Source organism: Variovorax soli NBRC 106424 (assembly GCF_001591385.1).
Lineage (GTDB): Bacteria > Pseudomonadota > Gammaproteobacteria > Burkholderiales > Burkholderiaceae_C > Variovorax > Variovorax soli.
Window position 1 is genome coordinate 87,611 of sequence record NZ_BCUU01000002.1, and the last position, 19,969, is coordinate 107,579.

Below are 19,969 nucleotides of genomic sequence, written 5' to 3' on the forward strand. Positions count from 1 at the left end.
CGGGGCGCGCTGCCGCTGCGTCAGAGCAGCGATTCGATCGGCAGGATCTTCAGGAAGTCCACCCACAGCCGGCGCAGTCCTCCCGTGCCCGGCTCGCTGGTGTAGGTCGTCTCTCGGCCACCGGCCTCGCGCTCGATCCATTCCAGGTCGCCCTGCGGCGTCAGGCGGACCTGGTACGCGGCGTTGGGCAGGGCGCTGTCCAGCTGGCTGGACAACTGGCCGGCCAGCTTCGGGCTGTCGATGACCACGCCCATCTCGGTATTGAGCTGGGCCGAGCGCGGGTCCAGGTTGAACGAGCCCACGAAGATCCGCTTGCGGTCGGCCGCGAAGGTCTTCGCATGCAGGCTGGCGGCCGAGCCGCCGCCGGTGGAGCCGCTGCCGGGCAGGCCGTGCGGCCGGCTTTCCTTGTCGGGCGGCGGCACGGCGGCGCCGGGCTTGAGCTCGTAGAGCGTGATGCCTGCCTCGAGCAGGTCCTTGCGGTACTTGGCGTAGCCCGCGTGCACCGGTGCGACGTCGGTGGCGGCGAGCGAATTGGTCAGCACCCGGACCTTGACCCCGCGCTTGGCCAAGGCGGACAGGCCCGCGGTGCCGTCCTTGCCCGGCACGAAGTAGGGCGAGACCAGATCCAGTTCCTTGTCGGGCCGGCCCAACGCAGCCTCCAGGTGCGGCAGCATCTGCAGGTCCTTGCGGTCGACCGGCTGCAGGGCCTTGGCCGGGTCGTCGTGCAGCACGCGCGCGCGGGTCCATTCGAAGTCGAGCTGGCCCTGCATCACCTGCGCGACCAGCGGCGTGCGGCTGGTCTCCCCGATGTATCCACGGGCCTCGTCGCGGTTGCGATTGGCCTCCCACGAAGCCTGCAGCTGCGCCACGCCGTCGGGTGGGGCCGCGGGCAGCAGGCTGGCGCCGGGATAGGCCGAGGCGCTGTTCCAGAAAAGATCGAACTCCTGCGATACCTCGCGCACCACCGGGCCCACCGTCATCACGTCCAGGTCCTGGAAGCCCACTTCCATGTTGGCACCGAAGTACTCGTCGCCGATATTGCGGCCGCCCACGATTGCCACCTGGTTGTCGGCGGTGAAGGACTTGTTATGCATGCGGTGGTTCACCCGCGTGAAGTCGCGCATGAAGTCCCCTGCCCGGAAGCTGCGATTGGCAAACGGATTGAACAGGCGCAGCTCGATGTTGGGGTGTGCGTCCAGCGTGGCCAGCATCTCGTCCTGGCCGCCGGTGTTGGCGTCGTCGATCAGAACGCGCACGCGCACGCCGCGTTCGGCGGCGCGCCAGACTTCTTCCCACAGCAGCTGGCCGGTGGTGTCGCGGTGCCAGATGTAGTACTGCAGGTCGAGGCTGCGCTGCGCACCGCGCGCCAGAAGAATGCGGGCCGCGAAAGCCTCGTTGGCCACCGGAAGCGCCCGAATGCCCGACTGGCCCGGGTGCGCCTTGGTCAGTTCGCCCACACCTTGCCCCAGCCGTGTGTCGCTCGTGTCGCTCAGCGCCTTGGATTCGGTTCGCGCGACGTCGGTGGGAAGAGACGAACAGGCGCTGAACAGGAGCGCGAGCGCGCTTGCGAGAACGGCGCGCAGCAGCGGGGAGGTCGGCACGGCATCTCCGGTTGGCGAGAGGTGCCGCAAATTCTAGTGGGGGACCTCGGCCGCAGCGGCAGCATCCAGGTCAGCGGCGGGAGCGCACCTTGATGCGCAGGCTGCTCACGTGCCAGCCGCGCAGGCGCAGCCGTCCCAGCAGCATGGGAATCATCTGGCGCAGCTTGGCGGCTGCCGCATTGCTGCCCACCAGCAGGCACCACTCCTCGCCTTCGGCGGGGCCGGCCTGCACGCCCGCACGCAGATCCCTGGGAATCAGGTCCTCGACGGCACGCAACCGTTCGGCTGCGTCGCGCGCGCGCTCGGCAAGGGCCGCCAGGGTGGGCGAGGCCTCCGTGGCTTGGAGCACGGTCAGGGGGTTGAAGCGCCGGTTCACGGTCGAATTGAAGACAGACAAGGTGGCTAAAATCAATGGTTTGCCGGCGTTCCGGCGGCCTGGGCAGCTTGCTTGGCTTGCATTTGCCAAAGATGCACCCAATTGAGCAGGCCCAAGTGTTGATATCGACTATTTTAGGAATTCAGGTCCAAGTGCCCGCATGCACAGTCTAGGTGCGGGACCGACCTCCACTCATGGCCACCAACTTCCTGACCCAGATTTTCGGCAGTCGCAACGACCGTCTCCTGAAGCAATACCGCAAGACGGTGGCGCGCATCAATGACCTCGAGGCGCAGTTCGAGAAGCTGAGCGAGGACGAGCTGAGAGCCAAGACCCAGGAGTTCAAGGACCGCATCGCCAAGGGCGAGTCGCTGGACGACCTGCTGCCCGAAGCCTTTGCCACGGTGCGCGAAGGCTCCAAGCGCATCATGAAGATGCGCCACTTCGACGTTCAGCTGCTGGGCGGCATGGCGCTGCATTTCGGCAAGATTTCCGAAATGCGCACGGGCGAGGGCAAGACCCTGACGGCCACGCTGCCGGTATACCTGAATGCGCTCACCGGCAAGGGCGTGCACGTGGTCACGGTGAACGACTACCTGGCCAACCGCGACGCCCAGTGGATGGGGCGCCTGTACAACTACCTGGGCCTGTCGGTGGGCATCAACCTGCCGCAGATGCCGCGCGAGGAAAAGCAGCAGGCCTACGCCGCCGACATCACCTACGGCACCAACAACGAGTACGGTTTCGACTACCTGCGCGACAACATGGTCTACGAGACCGGCGACCGGGTGCAGCGCGGCCTGAACTACGCCATCGTCGACGAGGTGGACTCCATCCTGATCGACGAGGCGCGCACGCCCCTCATCATCAGCGGCCAGGCCGAAGACCACACCGACCTGTACCTGGCCATGAAGAAGGTGGTGCCCCACCTGACCAAGCAGGAAGGCGAAGCCGACCCGCGCACGGGCGAAGGCATCACCAAGCCGGGCGACTTCACGGTCGACGAGAAGACCCACCAGGTCTTCCTCACCGAAGACGGCCACGAGAAGGCCGAGCAGCTGTTGTCCCAGTTCCAGCTGCTGCCCGAGGGCGCATCGCTGTACGACCCGGCCAACATCACGCTGATGCACCACCTCAACGCGGCGCTGCGTGCCCAGCACCTGTACCACCGCGACCAGCACTACGTGGTGCAGCAGGGCGAGGTCATCATCGTCGACGAATTCACCGGCCGCCTGATGACCGGCCGCCGCTGGAGCGACGGCCTGCACCAGGCCGTGGAAGCCAAGGAAGGCGTGGAGATCCAGGCCGAGAACCAGACCCTGGCCTCCATCACCTTCCAGAACTATTTCCGCCTGTACGCCAAGCTGGCCGGCATGACCGGCACCGCCGATACCGAGGCCTACGAATTCCAGGAAATCTACGGCCTGGAAACCGTCCTCATTCCCCCCAACCGGCCCAACAAGCGCGACGACCAGCTCGACCGCGTCTACAAGACCACGCGCGAGAAGTACCAGGCGGCCATCGACGACATCCGCGAGTGCTTCGAGCGCGGCCAGCCGGTGCTGGTGGGCACCTCGTCCATCGAGAACTCCGAGATCATCTCGGGCCTGCTGACCGAAGCCGGGCTGCCGCACCAGGTGCTCAATGCCAAGCAGCATGCGCGCGAGGCCGACATCGTGGCGCAGGCCGGCCGGCCGAAGATGATCACCATTGCCACCAACATGGCAGGCCGCGGCACCGACATCGTGCTGGGCGGCAACGTCGAAAAGATCATCGAGTCGCTGGAGAACGACGAGACGGTGGACGAAGGTGCCAAGCGTGCCGAGATCGAGCGCCTGCGCGCCGACTGGGCCAAGGAGCATGAATTCGTCACCGCCCAGGGCGGCCTGCGCATCATCGCCACCGAGCGCCACGAGTCGCGCCGCATCGACAACCAGCTGCGTGGCCGCTCGGGCCGCCAGGGCGACAAGGGTTCCTCGCGCTTCTACCTGAGCCTGGACGATCCGCTCATGCGCATCTTCGCGGGCGACCGCGTCAAGGCGATCATGGACCGCCTGAAGATGCCCGACGGCGAGGCGATCGAGGCGGGCATTGTCACCCGCAGCATCGAAAGCGCCCAGCGCAAGGTCGAGGCGCGCAACTTCGACATCCGCAAGCAGCTGCTCGAGTACGACGACGTGTCGAACGACCAGCGCAAGGTGATCTACCAGCAGCGCAACGACATCCTCGACGCGGCCGACCTGTCGGCGCAGATCGCCGCGCTGCGCGAAGGCTGCATGACCGACCTGGTGCGCCAGTTCGTGCCGCCCGAATCGGTGGAGGAGCAGTGGGACCTGGAAGGCCTGCAGCGCACGCTGGCCAACGACTGGGGCATCGATCTGGCGCTCAAGCAGGAAGTGGAAGCCGCCAGCAGCGTTTCGGACGAAGACGTGGTCGAGAAGGTGGTGGCTGCGGCCAACGCGGCCTTCGATGCGAAGGTCCAGCTCATCGGCCAGGACAACTTCGTCCAGTTCGAGCGCATGGTGCTGCTGCAAAGCATCGACACCCACTGGCGCGAGCACCTGGCCTCGCTCGACTATCTGCGCCAGGGCATTCACCTGCGCGGCTATGCGCAGAAGCAGCCCAAGCAGGAATACAAGCGCGAGGCCTTCGAGCTGTTCGGCCAGCTGCTCGATTCGGTGAAGAACGAAGTCACGCGCCAGCTCATGACGGTGCGCATCCAGTCCAGCGAGCAGCTCGACGAAGCCGCCCAGGCCATGGAAGAGCGCGGCGAGAACATCAGCAACGTGACCTACACCGCGCCCACCGAAACCGGCGAGCCCGAGGTCCGCCTGGACGAAGAGAGCATTCGCCGCGCCGCCACCGGCGGCCTGTCCGCGGGCGCCATGGCCTTTGCGCGCGTCGGCCGCAACGACCCGTGCCCCTGCGGCAGCGGCAAGAAGTACAAGCAGTGCCACGGGAAGCTGACCTGATTCGAGGAGATCAGCCCCCGTTTCGAACCGACGCGCCCGCGCCAGCCGGATGGATTTCCGGTGACGCGGGCGTTTTTTTCTTGACATCATCCTCAGCGCACGTTCCCCAGGAGTAAGACGATGCCCGTGAACCTTTCCGCCCCCGAGCCGGCCGCACTTTTCCCCGTGCCGGGCGTTCGAATCGGCGTTGCCGAAGCCGGCATCCGCAAGGCCAACCGCAAGGACCTGACCGTGGTGCTGGTCGACGAAGGCGCGGCCGTGGGCGGCGTGTTCACGCAGAACCGTTTCTGCGCCGCGCCGGTGCAGGTCTGCCGCGAGCACCTGCAGAAGAACTTCGGCATCCGCGCGATGGTCATCAATACCGGCAATGCCAATGCCGGCACCGGCGAAGACGGCCTGGCCCGCACGCGCGCCACCTGCATCGCCCTGGCCCGCAAGCTGGAGATCGCGCCCGAGGAGGTGCTGCCGTTCTCCACCGGCGTGATCATGGAGCCGCTGCCCATCGACCGCATCGAAGCGGGCCTGCCCGCCGCCCTGGCCGACGCCAGGCCCGACAACTGGGCGCGTGCGGCCGAAGGCATCATGACCACCGACACGATTCCCAAGGCGTTCAGCGCCAAGGTGAAGATCGGCGGTGCCGAGGTCACCATCAGCGGCATCAGCAAGGGCGCCGGCATGATCCGGCCCAACATGGCGACCATGCTGGGCTTCATGGCGACCGACGCGCGCATCGACCCGGCGCTGGTCCAGCCGCTGGCCAGGCAATTGGCTGACGCATCGTTCAACCGCGTGACCATCGATGGCGATACGTCGACCAACGATTCCTTCGTGGTCATTGCCACGCAGAAGGCGGCGAATCCCGTCATCACCTCGCTCGAGTCGGCCGATGGGCAGGCACTGCTCCAGGCCATGCAGGACGTGGCCCGGCAGCTGGCGCAGGCCATCGTGCGGGACGGCGAGGGCGCCACCAAGTTCATCACCGTGCGCGTCGAAGGCGGCCGCAATGACGCCGAGTGCCGGCAGGTGGCCTACGCCATCGCCCACTCGCCCCTGGTCAAGACGGCATTCTTCGCCAGCGACCCGAACCTGGGCCGCATCCTGGCGGCCGTGGGCTATGCCGGCATCAAGGATCTCGACCAGACCGGCATCGACCTGTACCTGGACGATGTGCATGTGGCCGTCAAGGGCGGCCGCAATCCTGCGTATAAGGAAGAAGACGGCCAGCGCGTGATGAAGAAGAGCGAGATCACGGTGCGCGTGGTGCTGGGCCGTGGCGAGGCCGCCGACACGGTGTGGACCTGCGACCTGAGCCACGACTACGTCTCCATCAACGCTGATTACCGTTCCTGATCCAGCGCAATGAACGAGAAATTCGAACACCTGATCGAACGGGCCGAGCAGCTCATCTCCCGCATCGAATCGATCCTGCCGCAGCCGCTGGCCGCGCCGGCCGACTGGAATGCGTCCATCGCCTGGCGCTACCGCCGCCGCAGCTCGGGCCACGGCACGCTGGAGCCGGTGCGCCACGTGGCGACCATGGCGCTGGACGACCTCAAGGAAATCGACCAACAGAAGGAAAAGATCGAGCGCAACACGCGCCAGTTCGTCCAGGGCAAGCCGGCCAACAACGTGCTGCTGACGGGCGCGCGCGGCACCGGCAAGTCGTCGCTGATCCGCGCTTGCCTGCACGCCTATGCGCCGCAGGGCCTGCGTTTGATCGAAGTGGACAAGGCCGAACTGGTGGACCTGCCGGACATCATCGAGGTGGTGTCGCAGCGCCCCGAGAAGTTCATCATCTTCAGCGACGACCTCAGCTTCGATGAAGGCGAGGCCGGCTACAAGGCGCTCAAGTCGATCCTGGACGGCTCGGTGGCCGCCTCCACGCCCAACGTGCTGATCTACGCCACCAGCAACCGGCGCCACCTGCTGCCGGAGTACATGAAGGACAACCTCACCTACACCCACACGGACGACGGCGAGGTGCATCCGGGCGAGGTGATCGAGGAGAAGATCTCGTTGTCCGAGCGCTTCGGCCTCTGGGTGAGCTTCTATCCCTTCACCCAGGCGGAGTACCTGGCGATCGTCGGGCAATGGCTCTCGCACTTCGGCGTCAGCGCCCAGGACGTCGAGGCGGCCCGGCCCGAGGCGCTCGTGTGGGCGCTGGAGCGCGGTTCGCGCAGCGGCCGCGTCGCCTTCCAGTTTGCGCGCGACTACGCGGGGCGTGCCGCGTCATGAGCGAGCCGCGCAAGCACACCGAAGTCGCGGTCGGCATTCTGATTCGTGCCGACGGCGCATTGCTGCTGTCCACCCGGCCGGAAGGCAAGCCCTACGCGGGCTACTGGGAGTTTCCGGGCGGCAAGATCGAGGCCGGAGAAACCGTGGAAGAAGCGCTGCGGCGCGAACTGCACGAAGAGCTGGGCATCACCATCGGTGGCGCCCAGGTCTGGAAAACCACCGAGCACGACTACCCGCATGCCCTGGTGCGCCTGCACTGGTGCAAGGTGCACGAGTGGACTGGCGAATTCGAGATGCGCGAAGGCCAGGCCATGTGCTGGCAGCAGTTGCCGCTGGACGTGAGCCCGGTGCTGCCCGGCGCCATGCCGGTGCTTGAGTGGATGGCCCAGGAGCGCGGCCTGGCCGCGTAGGCCGCGCTGCCCCTGCGCTATTGCAGGCGCGGGTCGCCGAAGGGCTCGTCGTCCGGCGGCGCTTCCGCCGGCAGGGTGAACTCCTCGCTGGCCCAGGCGCCCAGGTCGATCCCCTTGCAGCGCGCGCTGCAGAAAGGCCGGTAGGGGTTGCTGCTGGCGTAGACGCTGTCCTGCCCGCAGGCAGGGCATTTCACGATGCGCGCGGCAAAGCTGCCTTCGTCCGTCATGGCGTGTGTCTCAGGCGCAGAGCGTCAGCTCGAAGGCCGCGTCGTCGGTGCTCTGGTGCAGCCGGTCGTCGGCCTCGTGCCGCATCAGCCGCACCGACACCATCAGGCGGTTGCCGCTGATCTCCGGAATGAGGCCCAGTGCCGGGTCGATGCGCAGGCGCAGCAGCTGGAAGCTGCGCCCTTGCGGAAGCGTCTGCTGGTAGGTGCCGCCGGTGGCGATGACCTTGTAGGGCACGTCGGCGTCGCGCAGCAGCTTGAGCAGCAGGTACACCGCCTCGGCCATGGGCGCGAGCGTGCCGGCCCATTTCTCGACGTCGGCGCGGCGCGCCGCGGCCGGTCGGTGCTGCCAGGCGTAGTAGGCCGGCAGATCGAACTCGCAGGTGCCGCCCGGAATGTTGGCGCGGCTGCGGATGCTCATCAGCCATTCGCTCTCGGTCAAGGTCTGTCCGGCCTTGCCGTGAATGGCGTTGAGCGTGTTGAAGTTGCGCTCCAGCTGCCCGATGACCTGCTCCAGCATCTTTTCCGAGATGGCCGGATTGCCGCGATAACTCGCGAAGATGGTCTTGTGCTTCTCAAGATCGCGAAGGATGTCGGACTTGAGGTCGGCGCGCGCAGTCACATCCATGATCTCGAAGATCGTGACCAGCGCGTAGTGGTGCGACAGCGGGGAATCGGCGGGCACCAGTTCGCCCAGGCGGCGGAACAGGTGCTCCAGACGAAGGTAGGTCCGGATGCGCTCGTTGAAGGGGTACTCGTAAAGGATCACGCGGCTCGGTTTCCAGTCGAGGTCATCATAGTTCACAGTGGTGCAGCGCTGGCGTTTCCGGCCCACAGGCGCCACAAGGCACGCACCTCGTCCTCGAGTTGCGCAAGCGTCAGATTCTCGTTGCAAATCACCGCATCGGCAGCCGCGCGGCGCAATGGCCTGCTGGCCTGCTGGGCGATGACGGCCCGCACGGCCTCGGATGTCCATGCGGAGCGTGCCACGACTCGTTGCAATTGAATCTCTTCGCTTGCATCGACCACCAGCACCCGCTCGACGATGGCGCGCCAGCGCTTGGATTCGACCAGCAGCGGCACGTCGAAGACGATCAGTGCGCCGGTGGCGGCCTGGGCCTGGCGTTCGCACTCCTGGCCGATCAGGGGGTGCAGGATGGATTCGAGCTTGCGCTTGGTCTCGGGGTGGCCGAAGGCCAGTTCACGCATGCGTGCCCGATCGAGACCGCCGTCGGGCGCGACCAGTTCGGGGCCGAACGCGGCGGCAATGGCCGGCATGGCCGCGCCGCCCGGGGCGGCCAGGGCGCGCGCAATGCCGTCGGTGTCGATCAGGCTGGCGCCTTGCGCCACCAGCATGGCAGCCACGGTGCTCTTGCCGCTGCCGATGCCACCGGTCAGGCCGATGCGTCGCATGGACAAGGGCTCAGAGCGACAGCGCGCCCAGGGGGAATGCGAAGGGGATCCATTGCCGCACAGTATCGGGCCCCAGCGCCAGGCAGACGAGCCCCGCGCCGGCCAGGAAGGGACCGAAGGCAATAGGAATGTTCTTGTGGGCCAGCCGGCCCGCCACCAGCATGATCGAGCCGAGCACCGCCCCCACCAGCGAAGACACCAGCACGATGGCGATCAGGTAGTCCGCGCCGAGCCAGGCTCCCATGGCCGCGAGCAGCTTGAAGTCGCCATAGCCCATGCCTTCCTTGCCCGTGGCCAGCCGATAGGCGTGATAGATGAGCCACAGGCCCAGGTAGCCGAACACCGCGCCCCAGACGGCCGATGGCAGCGACACGCCCGTGAGCCCCGCCGCCGCCCCGATCAGCCCCAGCCAGAGCAGGACGTAGTTGATCGAATCGGGCAGGTACTGGGTGTCCAGGTCGATCAGGAACTGGCAAATGAGCAGGGCCGCGAAGGCGGCCCACAGCGCGCCCGTCAGGCTCAGGCCGAAGCGCCAGGCACACAGCGCGAAAAGGGCGCCGGTGACCAGTTCCACGATGGGATAGCGCACGCTGATCGGTGCCTTGCACGCGGCGCAGCGGCCGCGCAGGAACAGGTAGCTCAGCACCGGCACGTTCTGATAGAAGCGGATCGGCGCGCCGCAATGCCCGCAGCGCGAGGCCGGCCGCGACAGGTTGAAGGGCGGCAGCGCATCCAGCGACTTCGCGGCTTCGTCCGCTGCCGCCTCCAGGGCCGGCGGCGTGTCGGCCTTGGGGCCGAACACGAGGCTCCACAGCGAGGGAATTCCTTCGACCTTGGCCAGGTTGCCCACCGCGTCGTTCAGCCACTGCCGGTACATCATGACCGGCGTGCGGTAGACCACCACGTTCAGAAAGCTGCCCACGAGCAAACCCAGGACGCCGGCCAGTGCGGCGTCGAACCCTTGCGAAACCAGCATCAGACGACCTGGCCGAGCTTGAAGATGGGCAGGTACATCGACACCACGATGCCGCCGATGATCACGCCCAGGAACACGATGATGATCGGCTCCATGAGGCTGGACAGGCCCGCCACCATGTCGTCGACTTCCTGTTCGTAGAACTCGGCCGCCTTGCCCAGCATGTGGTCGATGGAGCCGGATTCTTCGCCGATGGCCGTCATCTGCAGCACCATCGAGGGGAAGATGTTGGCGTTGGTCATGGCGCTCGTCAGGCTGGTGCCGGTCGAGACTTCCTGCTGGATCTTGGTCGTGGCTTGCGCGTAGACCGAATTGCCCGAGGCGCCGCCCACGGAGTCGAGCGCTTCGACCAGCGGCACGCCGGCCGCGAACATGGTGGAGAGGGTGCGCGTCCAGCGCGCGATGCACGACTTTTCCACCAGTTCGCCGAAGATCGGCAGCTTCAGCAGCAGGCGGTCCATGAACTGCTGCACGCGTTCATTGCGCTTCCAGGCCTGGAAGAAGAAGTACAGGCCGCCGCCGATCACGCCGAAGATCAGCCACCAGTAGGACACGAAGAACTCGCTCATGCCCATCACGAACAGGGTGGGCGCGGGCAGGTCGGCGCCGAAGGAGGTGAACACCTGCTTGAAGGCCGGGATCACGAAGATCATGATGATGGCCACCACCACGAAGGCCACCACGATCACCGACGTGGGATACATCAGCGCCGACTTGATCTTGGACTTGATCGCCTCGGTCTTCTCCATGTAGGTGGCCAGGCGGTCGAGCAGTTCTTCCAGGATACCGGCCGCCTCACCCGCCTCGACCAGGTTGCAGTAGAGGCTGTCGAAGTACTTCGGGAACTTGCGGAAGGCCGAGGACAGCGAGGTGCCGGTCTCGACGTCCGCGCGGATGTCGTTGAGCAGCTTGGACACGCTCGGGTTGGCGTTGCCGCGGCCGACGATGTCGAAGGCCTGCAGCAGCGGCACGCCGGCCTTCATCATCGTGGCCAGCTGGCGCGTGAAGATGGCGATGTCCTTGGGCTTGATCGCCTTGCCCGAGCTCATCTTCTTCTTCTTGATCTTGGTCGTCAGCACGCCCTGGCGGCGCAGCGAGGCAATGACCTGGTTCTCGCCGGCGGCACGGACTTCGCCGCGAACGGTCTTGCCGTTGCGGTCCTTGCCTTCCCATTCGAAGACGAATTCCTTGTGCGTGATGCGAGGCGTTGCTGCGGTGGCCATCAGTTCTTCTCCGGTGCGCCGTGTTATTCGTTGGTGACTGCCACCACTTCTTCAAGCGATGTCAGGCCCTGCATGACTTTCTGCAAACCCGATTGACGCAGGGTCCGCACGCCTTCGGCCTCGGCCTGCTTGGCGATATCGAGCGCGCTGCCGTCGCGCAGAATGATCTTCTGGATCTCTTCGCTGATCGGCATCACCTGGTAGATGCCCACCCGGCCCTTGTAGCCGCCGTTGCAGGCCGAGCAGCCCACCGCGCGATACGGCTTCCAGGTGCCATTGATTTCGGCCGGCTTGAAGCCGGCGTCGAGCAGCGCCTGGCGCGGCACGTCGTGCACTTCGCGGCACACGGTGCAGAGCCGGCGCGCCAGGCGCTGGGCCGTGATCAGGATCACGCTGGATGCGATGTTGAAGGGCGCAATGCCCATGTTGCGCATGCGCGTAAGCGTGGTGGGCGCATCGTTGGTGTGCAGCGTCGACAGCACCAGGTGGCCCGTCTGCGCCGCCTTGATGGAGATGTCCGCCGTTTCCAGGTCGCGGATTTCGCCCACCATGATGATGTCCGGATCCTGGCGCAGGAAGGCCCGCAGCGCGGTCGCAAAGGTCAGGCCCGCCTTCTCGTTGACGTTGACCTGGTTGACGCCGGGCAGGTTGATTTCGGACGGGTCTTCCGCCGTGGCGATGTTCACGCCCGGCTTGTTGAGCAGGTTCAGGCAGGTGTAGAGCGACACCGTCTTGCCCGAGCCGGTGGGGCCGGTGACCAGCACCATGCCGTACGGGCGGCCGATGGCGGCCAGCAGCCGTTCCTTCTCGACGGCGTCGTAGCCGAGGGCGTCGATGCCCAGGCGTGCGCTGCTGGGGTCGAGAATACGGATCACGATCTTCTCGCCGAACAGCGTCGGCAAGGTGCTCACCCGGAAATCGATGACGCGTTCCGGCCCGATCTTGAGCTTCATCCGGCCGTCTTGCGGAATGCGCTTTTCGGAGATGTCCAGCCGCGAGATCACCTTGATGCGCGAGGCCAGCTTCTCCTTGATGACCACCGGCGGCGTGGCCACTTCGCGCAGTTCGCCGTCGACCCGGAAGCGCACCCGGTAGTTGTGCTCGTAGGGCTCGAAGTGAATGTCGGACGCCCGCATGCTGAAGGCGTCGAGCAGCATTTTGTGCAGGAAGCGCACCACCGGCGCGTCTTCGACTTCGGCGCTGGCCTGGTCGGTGCTTTCCTGCGTTTCGGTGGAGGTCTCGTCGAACTCGAACTCGACGCCGACGATGCTGTCGATGGTCTCGGCCGCGCTCACGGCTGCGGCCTCGATCATGCGCGAAAGCTTGTCGTACTCCGCGATGACCCAGTCCACGCCCATCTGCGACGCGAACTTGATCTTTTCGACCGCCTGCTGGTCCGACGGGTCGGCCGTGGCCACGATCAGGCGGTTGTTGCGCTTGCTCAGGACCACGATGCGGTAGGCCTGGCACATCTTGGGGTCGAGCAGGTCCTTGGGCAGGCGCTGCGGGTCGACCGCATCCAGGTCGAGCAGGGGCGCACCGAAGGCGCTCGAGAGCGTATGAGCGAGGTCGGCAGGCGACACGGCGCCTGTTCCCGTCAGTTCGGCAATGAAACTGCTGCGCGCGCTTTGCGAGCGTTGGTAGATTTCCTCGGCCGTGCGGGCCTGCAGCTTGCCCGCCGAGATGAGCGCGCGCGCCAGCCCCGGCAATGCAACGGGCGCGTTGTCCTTAGCGAGGGGTTCTGCAGCAGCAGCCATTCAAGGGGTCGTAAAAACCGTCACAAAATGATTCTTGGATCATCGCTGATCGATTCCGGGGCGTAAACCGCCGGTCCGGGCTGTATCGCGAAACATTTGGCATTACTCCGCCAATTCCGCCTTGGGAAAGGAGCACCGTCTCTCCACACAGGTAGAGGTTGCGCGCAACCTTACAAAAGGATAGCGCACCAGAGGCGGCGAAGGCCCACTGTCATGGCGCCGTTACCGAAGGTGTCGACTTCGCGCCACGTTTGCTCTTGACGGGAGTTCTCTTGGATTAAGCCGAAGGAATGCGGCCGGCAAATTGCTGCAAGCGGCGTGGACAGGTCGCGGGAGAGGCAATGAAAAAGGCCAGTCTTCCGCGAAGAAGACTGGCCTTGTATGTTGGTGGGCCCTGAGTGACTCGAACACTCGACCTACGGATTAAGAGTCCGCTGCTCTACCAACTGAGCTAAGAGCCCCTGAAAGCATTGCTGTTTTCAGGCAATCCAAAAATTATAGCGCATATTTTTGCACTTCTTCAGACCGCGGCGTTTGATCGAAGAAATCGGGCCGCCATCGCGTTCGACAAGCGCCGGTTTGCGCCCTGTGTTAATCGAAGGTTCGCATTCTGCCCGCACGTCAAGAAACCGAGTGTGGCAAAGGTGGCGAAACCGCCAAAAAGTGCCACTTACAGTCAACTCCTTGTGCCCAAGAACTCGGTTGTCAGGCCTACCATGCCTGCGACTCCGCAAGACGAACAGGTCATTCCATGCATTCCGTGCGCATCTTCCGCTCTGTGCTTGTCACCGCCCTGGCCGTGGCAAGTTTCGCCGCCAGCGCCCAGATCCACCGCTGCAAGGACGAGAAGGGCCAGACCATTCTTTCCGACCGGCCGTGCGCTACGCCGGATGCGGCAGCGCAACAGCAGGCAAGCCGGAGCGGCTCGGGTGCCGTCGATCGGCTCGCCGCGCCTCAGATGATCAGCGCGCGGATGCGCGACATGTCCGGACAGTACGACTTCATTCCGGATCGCGCCGCGCGGCCGGCGGCGTCTGCGCAGCAAGGGAAGTAGTGGCGGTCTCGTCAAGGCGAGTGCGTCGGCCAGCCTTGCAGCGATGGCGCCTGGTTTGGATCCAGCAAAAGAAAAGGGCTCGGAAAGAAGACTTTCCGAGCCCTTGAACCTGTGGTGGAGAGGAGGAGGATCGAACTCCCGACCTCCGCATTGCGAACGCGGCGCTCTCCCAGCTGAGCTACCCCCCCACATCGCAATCAATCAGACAGCAAGTCTAACGCCAAACGGCGCAGGCGTATGTCGGCGCCATGTCAAGATCGCTGCCTTCCGACCCCGTACCAGGAGCCTCGACCGATGCCGCTTGACGATCCCGAATGGCTGGAGCGCATGTACAACAACCGCGCACGCGTGCCGGAGCATGGCGAGTATTTCGCGCGCTGGGCGGCAGCTTCGGCCGAGGTGCGCCGCACGCAGCCCTGCAGCATCGATGTGCCTTATGGCAGCGGGGTGAACGAGACGCTGGATATCTTCCCAGCGCAAGGCGGCGGCGGCGGCGACGGCGCGCCGGTGCTGGTCTTCGTCCATGGCGGCTATTGGCGCGCCCTGGACAAGCGGGATCACTCCTTCATTGCACCGCCCTTCACCCGGCGCGGGGCGTGCGTGGTGGTGCCCAACTACGCCCTGTGCCCCGGCACGGATGCTGCGCCCGTCGGCATTTCGCACATTGCCTTGCAGATGGCGCGTGCGCTTGAGTGGACATGGCGCAACATTGCCGCATACGGTGGCGATCCGCGCCGCATCACGGTGGCGGGGCACTCGGCGGGCGGGCACCTGGCCGCCATGCTGCTGGCGTGCCGCTGGCAGCAGGTGGCCCCCGACCTGCCTCGGCACCTGGTGCGCCATGCGCTGGCCATTTCGGGTCTTTTCGAACTCGAGCCCATGCGCCTCACGCCGTCGTTCCAGGTATCGCTGCGGCTGTCGCCCGAGGAGGTACGGCGAACCAGTCCCGCCATGTGGCCTGCACCCGCAGCGGGTACGCTCTACGCCGTTGCCGGTGGGCTGGAGAGCGACGAGTTCATTCGCCAGAACGAGGCCATCGCCCGGGCGTGGGGCCCGGACGCGGTGCCGGTGTGCAAACTGGCACCGGGCCGCGACCATTTCAGCATCGTCGATGCCTTTGCGGACCCGGCGCACCGGGTGCACGAACTGGCGGTGGAACTGCTGCAGCGCCGCGACTGATCGACAGGAGCAGGCGCGGCGCCCGCGATCACATCAGCAGGTGTTCGCCGGCGTTGTCACCGCCCAGGGTGACGTAGTTGACCTTGCGGATGTCCATCAGCTTCTTGCCACCCGAGTAGCTGATGGAGCTTTGCACGTCCTGCTCCATTTCCACCAGGGTTTCGGCCAGCTTGCCCTTGATCGGCTCGAGGATGCGCTTGCCCTCGACGTGCTTGTATTCGCCCTTGTTGAAGTCGCTGGCCGAGCCGTAGTACTCCTTGAAGAGCTGGCCGTCCACTTCCACGGTCTTGCCGGGCGACTCTTCATGGCCTGCGAACAGCGAGCCGATCATGACCATCGAGGCCCCGAAGCGGATGCTCTTGGCGATGTCGCCGTGGTCGCGGATGCCGCCGTCGGCAATGATGGGCTTGGTGGCCACGCGGGCGCACCACTTGAGCGCCGACAGCTGCCAGCCGCCGGTGCCGAAGCCGGTCTTCAGGCGGGTGATGCAGACCTTGCCCGGGCCGATGCCCACCTTGGTGGCATCGGCGCCCCAGTTTTCCAGGTCGATGACGGCCTCGGGCGTGCCCACGTTGCCGGCAATGACGAAGGACTTCGGCAGCTTCTGCTTGAGGTAGCCGATCATGTTCTTCACCGTGTCGGCATGGCCGTGGGCGATGTCGATGGTGATGAACTCCGGCACCAGGCCTTGCGCCGCCAGGCGGTCGACGGTGTCGTAGTCGGGCTTTTTCACGCCCAGCGAGATCGACGCGAACACGCCCTGGCCGTGCATGTCCTTCACGAACTTGACGTTGTCGATGTCGAAGCGGTGCATCACGTAGAAGTAGCCGTTCTTGGCCAGCCAGACGCAGATGGATTCGTCCACCACCGTCTTCATGTTGGCCGGCACGACCGGGATGCGGAACTTGCGGCCGCCCAGCTCGACGCTGGCGTCGCACTCGGAACGGCTTTCCACGCGGCACTTGCGCGGAAGAAGAAGGATGTTGTCGTAGTCGAAGATTTGCATGAACCAGGCTCCAGAAAATATGGCCCCCCGGCTTGCCACTGCGTGTGCTTCGCCACCCCCCGAGGGGGAGGCCCGAGCCGCCTTGGGGCGGCCCGGCGGCGGCCGGAGTCGTTGAAGAACGAATGAGCGCTTGGTCCGGCCGGGTTCTTGTGTCTGCTCCAGAAGGGGTTTCGGGAGTTTTCGGCCACAAAAAACCGGGCGCAAGAAACTTGGGCCCGGTGACTGATTCTACGCCATCGCCCAGGATGGCGCAGACATGGGAATTCGTATGGAGCCCATACGCGGCGCTTTCTACAATCGGTCAATGTTGACTGACTTCGAGGCGGCCGCCGCCCAATCCCCGCTGCTCCAGCACCTGAACGCCGAGCAGCGCGCCGCCGTGACGCTGCCCGAGGGGCATGCCCTGATCCTGGCCGGCGCAGGCTCCGGCAAGACCCGCGTGTTGACCACGCGCATTGCGTGGCTTTTGCAGACCGGCCAGGTCTCGCCCGGCGGCATCCTGGCCGTCACCTTCACCAACAAGGCGGCCAAGGAAATGCTGACGCGCCTGTCGGCCCTGCTGCCGGTGAACGTGCGCGGCATGTGGATCGGCACCTTCCACGGGCTGTGCAACCGCCTGCTGCGGGCGCACTGGAAGCTGGCGGGCCTGCCGTCCACCTTCCAGATCCTCGATACGCAAGACCAGCTCTCGGCCATCAAGCGGCTGATGAAGCAGTTCAACGTCGACGAAGAGCGCTTTCCGGCCAAGCAGACCCAGTGGTTCATCGCCGGCGCCAAGGAAGACGGCCTGCGCCCGCGCGACATCGAGGCGCGCAGCAGCGACGACCGCAAGAAGATCGAGATCTACCAGCTCTACGAAGAGCAATGCCAGCGCGAGGGCGTGGTCGACTTCGGCGAACTCATGCTGCGCAGCTACGAGCTTCTGCGCGACAACGACGCGGTGCGCGAGCACTACCAGCGGCGCTTTCGCCACATCCTGATCGACGAATTCCAGGACACCAACCGCCTGCAGTACGCCTGGATCAAGATGCTGGCCGGCCACACGGTGGAAGGCCGCTTCGTGCCCGGCGACAACAGCGTGCTGGCGGTGGGCGACGACGACCAGAGCATCTACGCCTTCCGCGGCGCGCGGGTGGGCAACATGGCCGATTTCGTGCGTGAGTTCAGCGTTGAGCACCAGATCAAGCTGGAGCAGAACTACCGCAGCTTCAGCAACATCCTCGATTCGGCCAACCAGCTCATCAGCCACAACAGCCAGCGCCTGGGCAAGAACCTGCGCACCGACCAGGGGCCCGGCGAGCCGGTGCGCGTGTACGAGGCGCCCACCGATTTCGCCGAGGCGCAGTGGGTGGTGGAAGAGATGCGCCAGCTGGTGCGCGACGATTTCGAGCGCAAGGAAATGGCGGTGCTCTACCGCAGCAACGCCCAGAGCCGCGTGCTGGAAACCGCGCTCTTCAATGCCGGCGTGCCCTACCGCGTGTATGGCGGCCTGCGCTTCTTCGAGCGGGCCGAGATCAAGCACGCGCTGGCCTACCTGCGCCTCTTGGAAAACAAGGACGACGACACGAGCTTCCTGCGGGTGGTCAACTTCCCGCCGCGCGGCATCGGCGCGCGCACGCTGGAGCAGTTGCAGGATGCGGCGCGTGCCGCAGGCACCTCGCTGCATGCGGCCGTCAGCACCCTCAGCGGCAAGGCCGGTGCCAACCTGTCGGCCTTCGTCGCCAAGCTGGATGTGCTGCGCGAGCAGACGCAGGGCATCACGCTGCGCGAGATCATCGAGCTGGTGCTGCAGCACAGCGGCCTGGTGGAGCACTACCGGGCCGACCGCGAAGGCGCCGACAGGGTGGAGAACCTGGAGGAACTGGTGAATGCCGCCGAAAGCTTCGTCACGCAGGAAGGGTTCGGCCGTGACGCCGTGGCCCTGCCGCTGGACGAGCTGCGCCAGTCGCCGGCCAGCCAGGGCATCGACACCTCGCGCCCGGTGCTGGACGACGTCCTGCCGCCGCCACCGGACGCCGACACCGGCGAAACGGTGAGCCCGCTGGCAGCCTTCCTCACCCATGCCTCGCTGGAAGCCGGCGACAACCAGGCCCAGGCCGGGCAGGACGCCGTGCAGCTCATGACGGTGCATGCTGCCAAGGGCCTGGAGTTCGACTGCGTGTTCATCACCGGGCTGGAAGACGGCATCTTCCCGCACGAGAACTCCATGAGCGACCGCGAAAGCCTGGAGGAAGAGCGCCGCCTGATGTATGTGGCCATCACCCGCGCCCGCAAGCGCCTGTACCTGAGTCATTCGCAGACGCGCATGCTGCACGGCCAGACCCGCTACAACGTCAAGAGCCGCTTCTTCGACGAGCTGCCCGAGGAGGCGCTCAAGTGGCTCACGCCCAAGAACCAAGGCTTCACGCCCTCCGCCTTCGGCTACGGCGGCGGCTACGGCAGCACGCGCAGCCAGGGCGGCGGCGGGAGCTACGGCAGCAGCTACGGTAGCGGCGCCAGCCGCGACACCTTCGCCAGCCCGCCCGTGCCGCCGCAGAAGGCGGCGCCGTCGCACGGCCTGCGTTCAGGCATGCAGGTGTTCCACAACAAGTTCGGCGAAGGCACCGTGCTCGCCCTGGAAGGCACCGGCGACGACGCCCGCGCCCAGGTCAAGTTCACCCGCCACGGAGTCAAGTGGCTCGCCCTGAGCGTGGCCAAGCTCACGCCGATCTGATCTGAGAGGCGAGCGGCTCGGGCGATCAGTCGCCCGCGAACGAGTCGCGGAAGCTGAACCAGATCGAGCAGAAGAACATGGCGGCCATGACCAGCGCACCGCCCACCATCAGCACGCTGGCAATGGCCGATCCGGCGTCGCCGCCGCCCATGGCGCCCACGGCCATCATCAGCCCGGTGAGCAGGCTGATCACGATGCCGACGCCGATGAAAAAGCCCAGCCATACGATGCCGAACATGGTGAGCGCGCCGATGTTGCGAAAGCAGGCCACCAGGCTGAAGAAGATGCTCTTGGCAGGCGGCACCCGGTGCCAGTGCATCAGCGCCGGCGCATGCCAGAAGGCCAGCGAAAGCGGCAGGTACAGCGCCATCGCGATCCACAGCGCGACCTGGAAGTCGGTTTCTTGTGCCGCTTCGCGCGTGAGCGGGCGGCCCAGCAGGTAGACGCCGGCGAACTTGCCGCCGTCGGCCAGGGCCGACACAGCCATCACCAGCAGGAAGCCCACCGCGTAGAAGGCGCCCAGCACCAGCAGCGGACGCAGGTCCTGGCGCACGGCGCGCAGCGCGGCCATGAACACGCTGCCGGCGGGCGGGCGCATGTCCGGCGCGGCCTCGATGTTGGCGCTGGCCACCATGAGGCCCAGCGTCATGGTCGGCAGCAGCACCAGCGCCAGCGTGCCGCCGATGACCGGGAACTGCGAGGCGATCGAGATCATCGCCATGAAGAAGAAGAACAGCGAGATGAGGGCCAGCGGCTGCTTGAAGAAAGTCTTCAGGCCCTGGCGCACCCAGAGCGAGCCGTTGCGGGCGGGGACGATGTTGAGCTTCATG

The 19,969-nt window shown here is 65.9% G+C and carries 17 protein-coding genes and 2 tRNA genes; 7 read left to right on the forward strand and 12 right to left on the reverse strand.

The window, feature by feature from the left end; genetic code table 11:
* Positions 1 to 20: 20 nt before the first annotated feature.
* Together VSO01S_RS01165 and VSO01S_RS01170 are read right to left on the reverse strand one after the other, a co-directional pair.
* A complete protein-coding gene (locus VSO01S_RS01165) occupies positions 21 to 1,601 on the reverse strand; it encodes a phospholipase D family protein (RefSeq protein ID WP_068639969.1) in 1,581 nt (526 codons plus the stop codon).
* Between the two features lie 70 nt (positions 1,602 to 1,671).
* Entirely contained in the window at positions 1,672 to 1,977 is a 306-nt protein-coding gene (locus tag VSO01S_RS01170) for a hypothetical protein (protein WP_068640013.1), read from the reverse strand.
* A 194-nt stretch (positions 1,978 to 2,171) separates the two neighbouring features.
* Here VSO01S_RS01170 and secA point away from each other — a divergent pair, with 194 nt between their 5' ends.
* The 4 genes from secA (at position 2,172) to VSO01S_RS01190 (ending at position 7,594) form a co-directional block, all read left to right on the forward strand.
* On the forward strand, positions 2,172 to 4,949 hold the full coding sequence (secA, locus tag VSO01S_RS01175; RefSeq protein ID WP_068639970.1) for a preprotein translocase subunit SecA: 2,778 nt from the start codon (positions 2,172 to 2,174) through the stop codon (positions 4,947 to 4,949).
* 120 nt (positions 4,950 to 5,069) lie between these two features.
* A complete protein-coding gene (gene argJ / locus VSO01S_RS01180; protein ID WP_068639971.1) occupies positions 5,070 to 6,299 on the forward strand; it encodes a bifunctional glutamate N-acetyltransferase/amino-acid acetyltransferase ArgJ in 1,230 nt (409 codons plus the stop codon).
* A gap of 9 nt (positions 6,300 to 6,308) precedes the next feature.
* Complete coding sequence (locus VSO01S_RS01185; protein WP_068639972.1) at positions 6,309 to 7,184, forward strand: ATP-binding protein; 876 nt, start codon at positions 6,309 to 6,311, stop codon at positions 7,182 to 7,184.
* Complete coding sequence (locus VSO01S_RS01190) at positions 7,181 to 7,594, forward strand: NUDIX domain-containing protein (RefSeq protein ID WP_068639973.1); 414 nt, start codon at positions 7,181 to 7,183, stop codon at positions 7,592 to 7,594. The genes VSO01S_RS01185 and VSO01S_RS01190 overlap by 4 nt, the downstream gene beginning before the upstream one ends.
* Positions 7,595 to 7,611: 17 nt before the next feature.
* Here VSO01S_RS01190 and VSO01S_RS01195 read toward each other — a convergent pair whose 3' ends face one another.
* From VSO01S_RS01195 to VSO01S_RS01225, 7 genes are all read right to left on the reverse strand, one after another.
* The gene (locus VSO01S_RS01195) at positions 7,612 to 7,821 is read right to left on the reverse strand and encodes a DNA gyrase inhibitor YacG (RefSeq protein WP_068639974.1); all 210 of its coding nucleotides are present in this window, start codon (positions 7,819 to 7,821) and stop codon (positions 7,612 to 7,614) included.
* A gap of 10 nt (positions 7,822 to 7,831) precedes the next feature.
* On the reverse strand, positions 7,832 to 8,587 hold the full coding sequence (gene zapD, locus VSO01S_RS01200; protein WP_068640014.1) for a cell division protein ZapD: 756 nt from the start codon (positions 8,585 to 8,587) through the stop codon (positions 7,832 to 7,834).
* A gap of 32 nt (positions 8,588 to 8,619) precedes the next feature.
* Positions 8,620 to 9,231 carry a dephospho-CoA kinase gene (gene coaE, locus VSO01S_RS01205; protein WP_068639975.1) on the reverse strand — a complete coding sequence of 204 codons (612 nt, stop codon included), beginning with the start codon at positions 9,229 to 9,231 and terminating at the stop codon, positions 8,620 to 8,622.
* A gap of 10 nt (positions 9,232 to 9,241) precedes the next feature.
* Entirely contained in the window at positions 9,242 to 10,207 is a 966-nt protein-coding gene (locus VSO01S_RS01210; protein ID WP_068639976.1) for a prepilin peptidase, read from the reverse strand.
* Complete coding sequence (locus VSO01S_RS01215) at positions 10,207 to 11,430, reverse strand: type II secretion system F family protein (protein WP_068639977.1); 1,224 nt, start codon at positions 11,428 to 11,430, stop codon at positions 10,207 to 10,209. Before VSO01S_RS01215 ends, VSO01S_RS01210 begins: the two co-directional genes overlap by 1 nt.
* A gap of 23 nt (positions 11,431 to 11,453) precedes the next feature.
* Positions 11,454 to 13,187 (reverse strand): type IV-A pilus assembly ATPase PilB, encoded by a 1,734-nt coding sequence (gene pilB, locus VSO01S_RS01220; protein ID WP_068639978.1) that lies wholly within the window; start codon positions 13,185 to 13,187, stop codon positions 11,454 to 11,456.
* 385 nt (positions 13,188 to 13,572) lie between these two features.
* Positions 13,573 to 13,648: transfer RNA gene (locus tag VSO01S_RS01225), tRNA-Lys, on the reverse strand.
* Between the two features lie 290 nt (positions 13,649 to 13,938).
* On the opposite strand from VSO01S_RS01225, the gene VSO01S_RS01230 reads away from it, so the two are divergent.
* The gene (locus VSO01S_RS01230; RefSeq protein WP_068639979.1) at positions 13,939 to 14,241 is read left to right on the forward strand and encodes a DUF4124 domain-containing protein; all 303 of its coding nucleotides are present in this window, start codon (positions 13,939 to 13,941) and stop codon (positions 14,239 to 14,241) included.
* A gap of 112 nt (positions 14,242 to 14,353) precedes the next feature.
* Here the strand turns inward: VSO01S_RS01230 and VSO01S_RS01235 are convergent.
* Positions 14,354 to 14,429: transfer RNA gene (locus VSO01S_RS01235), tRNA-Ala, on the reverse strand.
* A 106-nt stretch (positions 14,430 to 14,535) separates the two neighbouring features.
* On the opposite strand from VSO01S_RS01235, the gene VSO01S_RS01240 reads away from it, so the two are divergent.
* Positions 14,536 to 15,420, forward strand: a complete 885-nt coding sequence (locus VSO01S_RS01240) for an alpha/beta hydrolase (RefSeq protein ID WP_068639980.1) — start codon at positions 14,536 to 14,538, stop codon at positions 15,418 to 15,420.
* 28 nt (positions 15,421 to 15,448) lie between these two features.
* Here the strand turns inward: VSO01S_RS01240 and VSO01S_RS01245 are convergent, their stop codons facing one another.
* Complete coding sequence (locus VSO01S_RS01245) at positions 15,449 to 16,426, reverse strand: GMP reductase (protein ID WP_068639981.1); 978 nt, start codon at positions 16,424 to 16,426, stop codon at positions 15,449 to 15,451.
* Between the two features lie 304 nt (positions 16,427 to 16,730).
* On the opposite strand from VSO01S_RS01245, the gene VSO01S_RS01250 reads away from it, so the two are divergent.
* Complete coding sequence (locus VSO01S_RS01250) at positions 16,731 to 19,139, forward strand: UvrD-helicase domain-containing protein (protein ID WP_068639982.1); 2,409 nt, start codon at positions 16,731 to 16,733, stop codon at positions 19,137 to 19,139.
* Between the two features lie 25 nt (positions 19,140 to 19,164).
* Here VSO01S_RS01250 and VSO01S_RS01255 read toward each other — a convergent pair whose 3' ends face one another.
* Positions 19,165 to 19,968, reverse strand: a complete 804-nt coding sequence (locus VSO01S_RS01255; protein WP_068639983.1) for a BPSS1780 family membrane protein — start codon at positions 19,966 to 19,968, stop codon at positions 19,165 to 19,167.
* Position 19,969: the final 1 nt, after the last annotated feature.

Bases quoted from the DNA above. Each gene is read 5' to 3' on its own strand.
- secA (WP_068639970.1), top strand. From the start codon at position 2,172: ATGGCCACCAACTTCCTGACCCAGATTTTCGGCAGTCGCAACGACCGT.
- argJ (WP_068639971.1), top strand. From the start codon at position 5,070: ATGCCCGTGAACCTTTCCGCCCCCGAGCCGGCCGCACTTTTCCCCGTG.
- VSO01S_RS01185 (WP_068639972.1), top strand. From the start codon at position 6,309: ATGAACGAGAAATTCGAACACCTGATCGAACGGGCCGAGCAGCTCATC.
- VSO01S_RS01190 (WP_068639973.1), top strand. From the start codon at position 7,181: ATGAGCGAGCCGCGCAAGCACACCGAAGTCGCGGTCGGCATTCTGATT.
- VSO01S_RS01195 (WP_068639974.1), bottom strand. From the start codon at position 7,821: ATGACGGACGAAGGCAGCTTTGCCGCGCGCATCGTGAAATGCCCTGCC.
- coaE (WP_068639975.1), bottom strand. From the start codon at position 9,231: ATGCGACGCATCGGCCTGACCGGTGGCATCGGCAGCGGCAAGAGCACC.
- VSO01S_RS01210 (WP_068639976.1), bottom strand. From the start codon at position 10,207: ATGCTGGTTTCGCAAGGGTTCGACGCCGCACTGGCCGGCGTCCTGGGT.
- VSO01S_RS01215 (WP_068639977.1), bottom strand. From the start codon at position 11,430: ATGGCCACCGCAGCAACGCCTCGCATCACGCACAAGGAATTCGTCTTC.
- pilB (WP_068639978.1), bottom strand. From the start codon at position 13,187: ATGGCTGCTGCTGCAGAACCCCTCGCTAAGGACAACGCGCCCGTTGCA.
- VSO01S_RS01230 (WP_068639979.1), top strand. From the start codon at position 13,939: ATGCATTCCGTGCGCATCTTCCGCTCTGTGCTTGTCACCGCCCTGGCC.
- VSO01S_RS01240 (WP_068639980.1), top strand. From the start codon at position 14,536: ATGCCGCTTGACGATCCCGAATGGCTGGAGCGCATGTACAACAACCGC.
- VSO01S_RS01245 (WP_068639981.1), bottom strand. From the start codon at position 16,426: ATGCAAATCTTCGACTACGACAACATCCTTCTTCTTCCGCGCAAGTGC.
- VSO01S_RS01250 (WP_068639982.1), top strand. From the start codon at position 16,731: ATGTTGACTGACTTCGAGGCGGCCGCCGCCCAATCCCCGCTGCTCCAG.
- VSO01S_RS01255 (WP_068639983.1), bottom strand. From the start codon at position 19,968: ATGAAGCTCAACATCGTCCCCGCCCGCAACGGCTCGCTCTGGGTGCGC.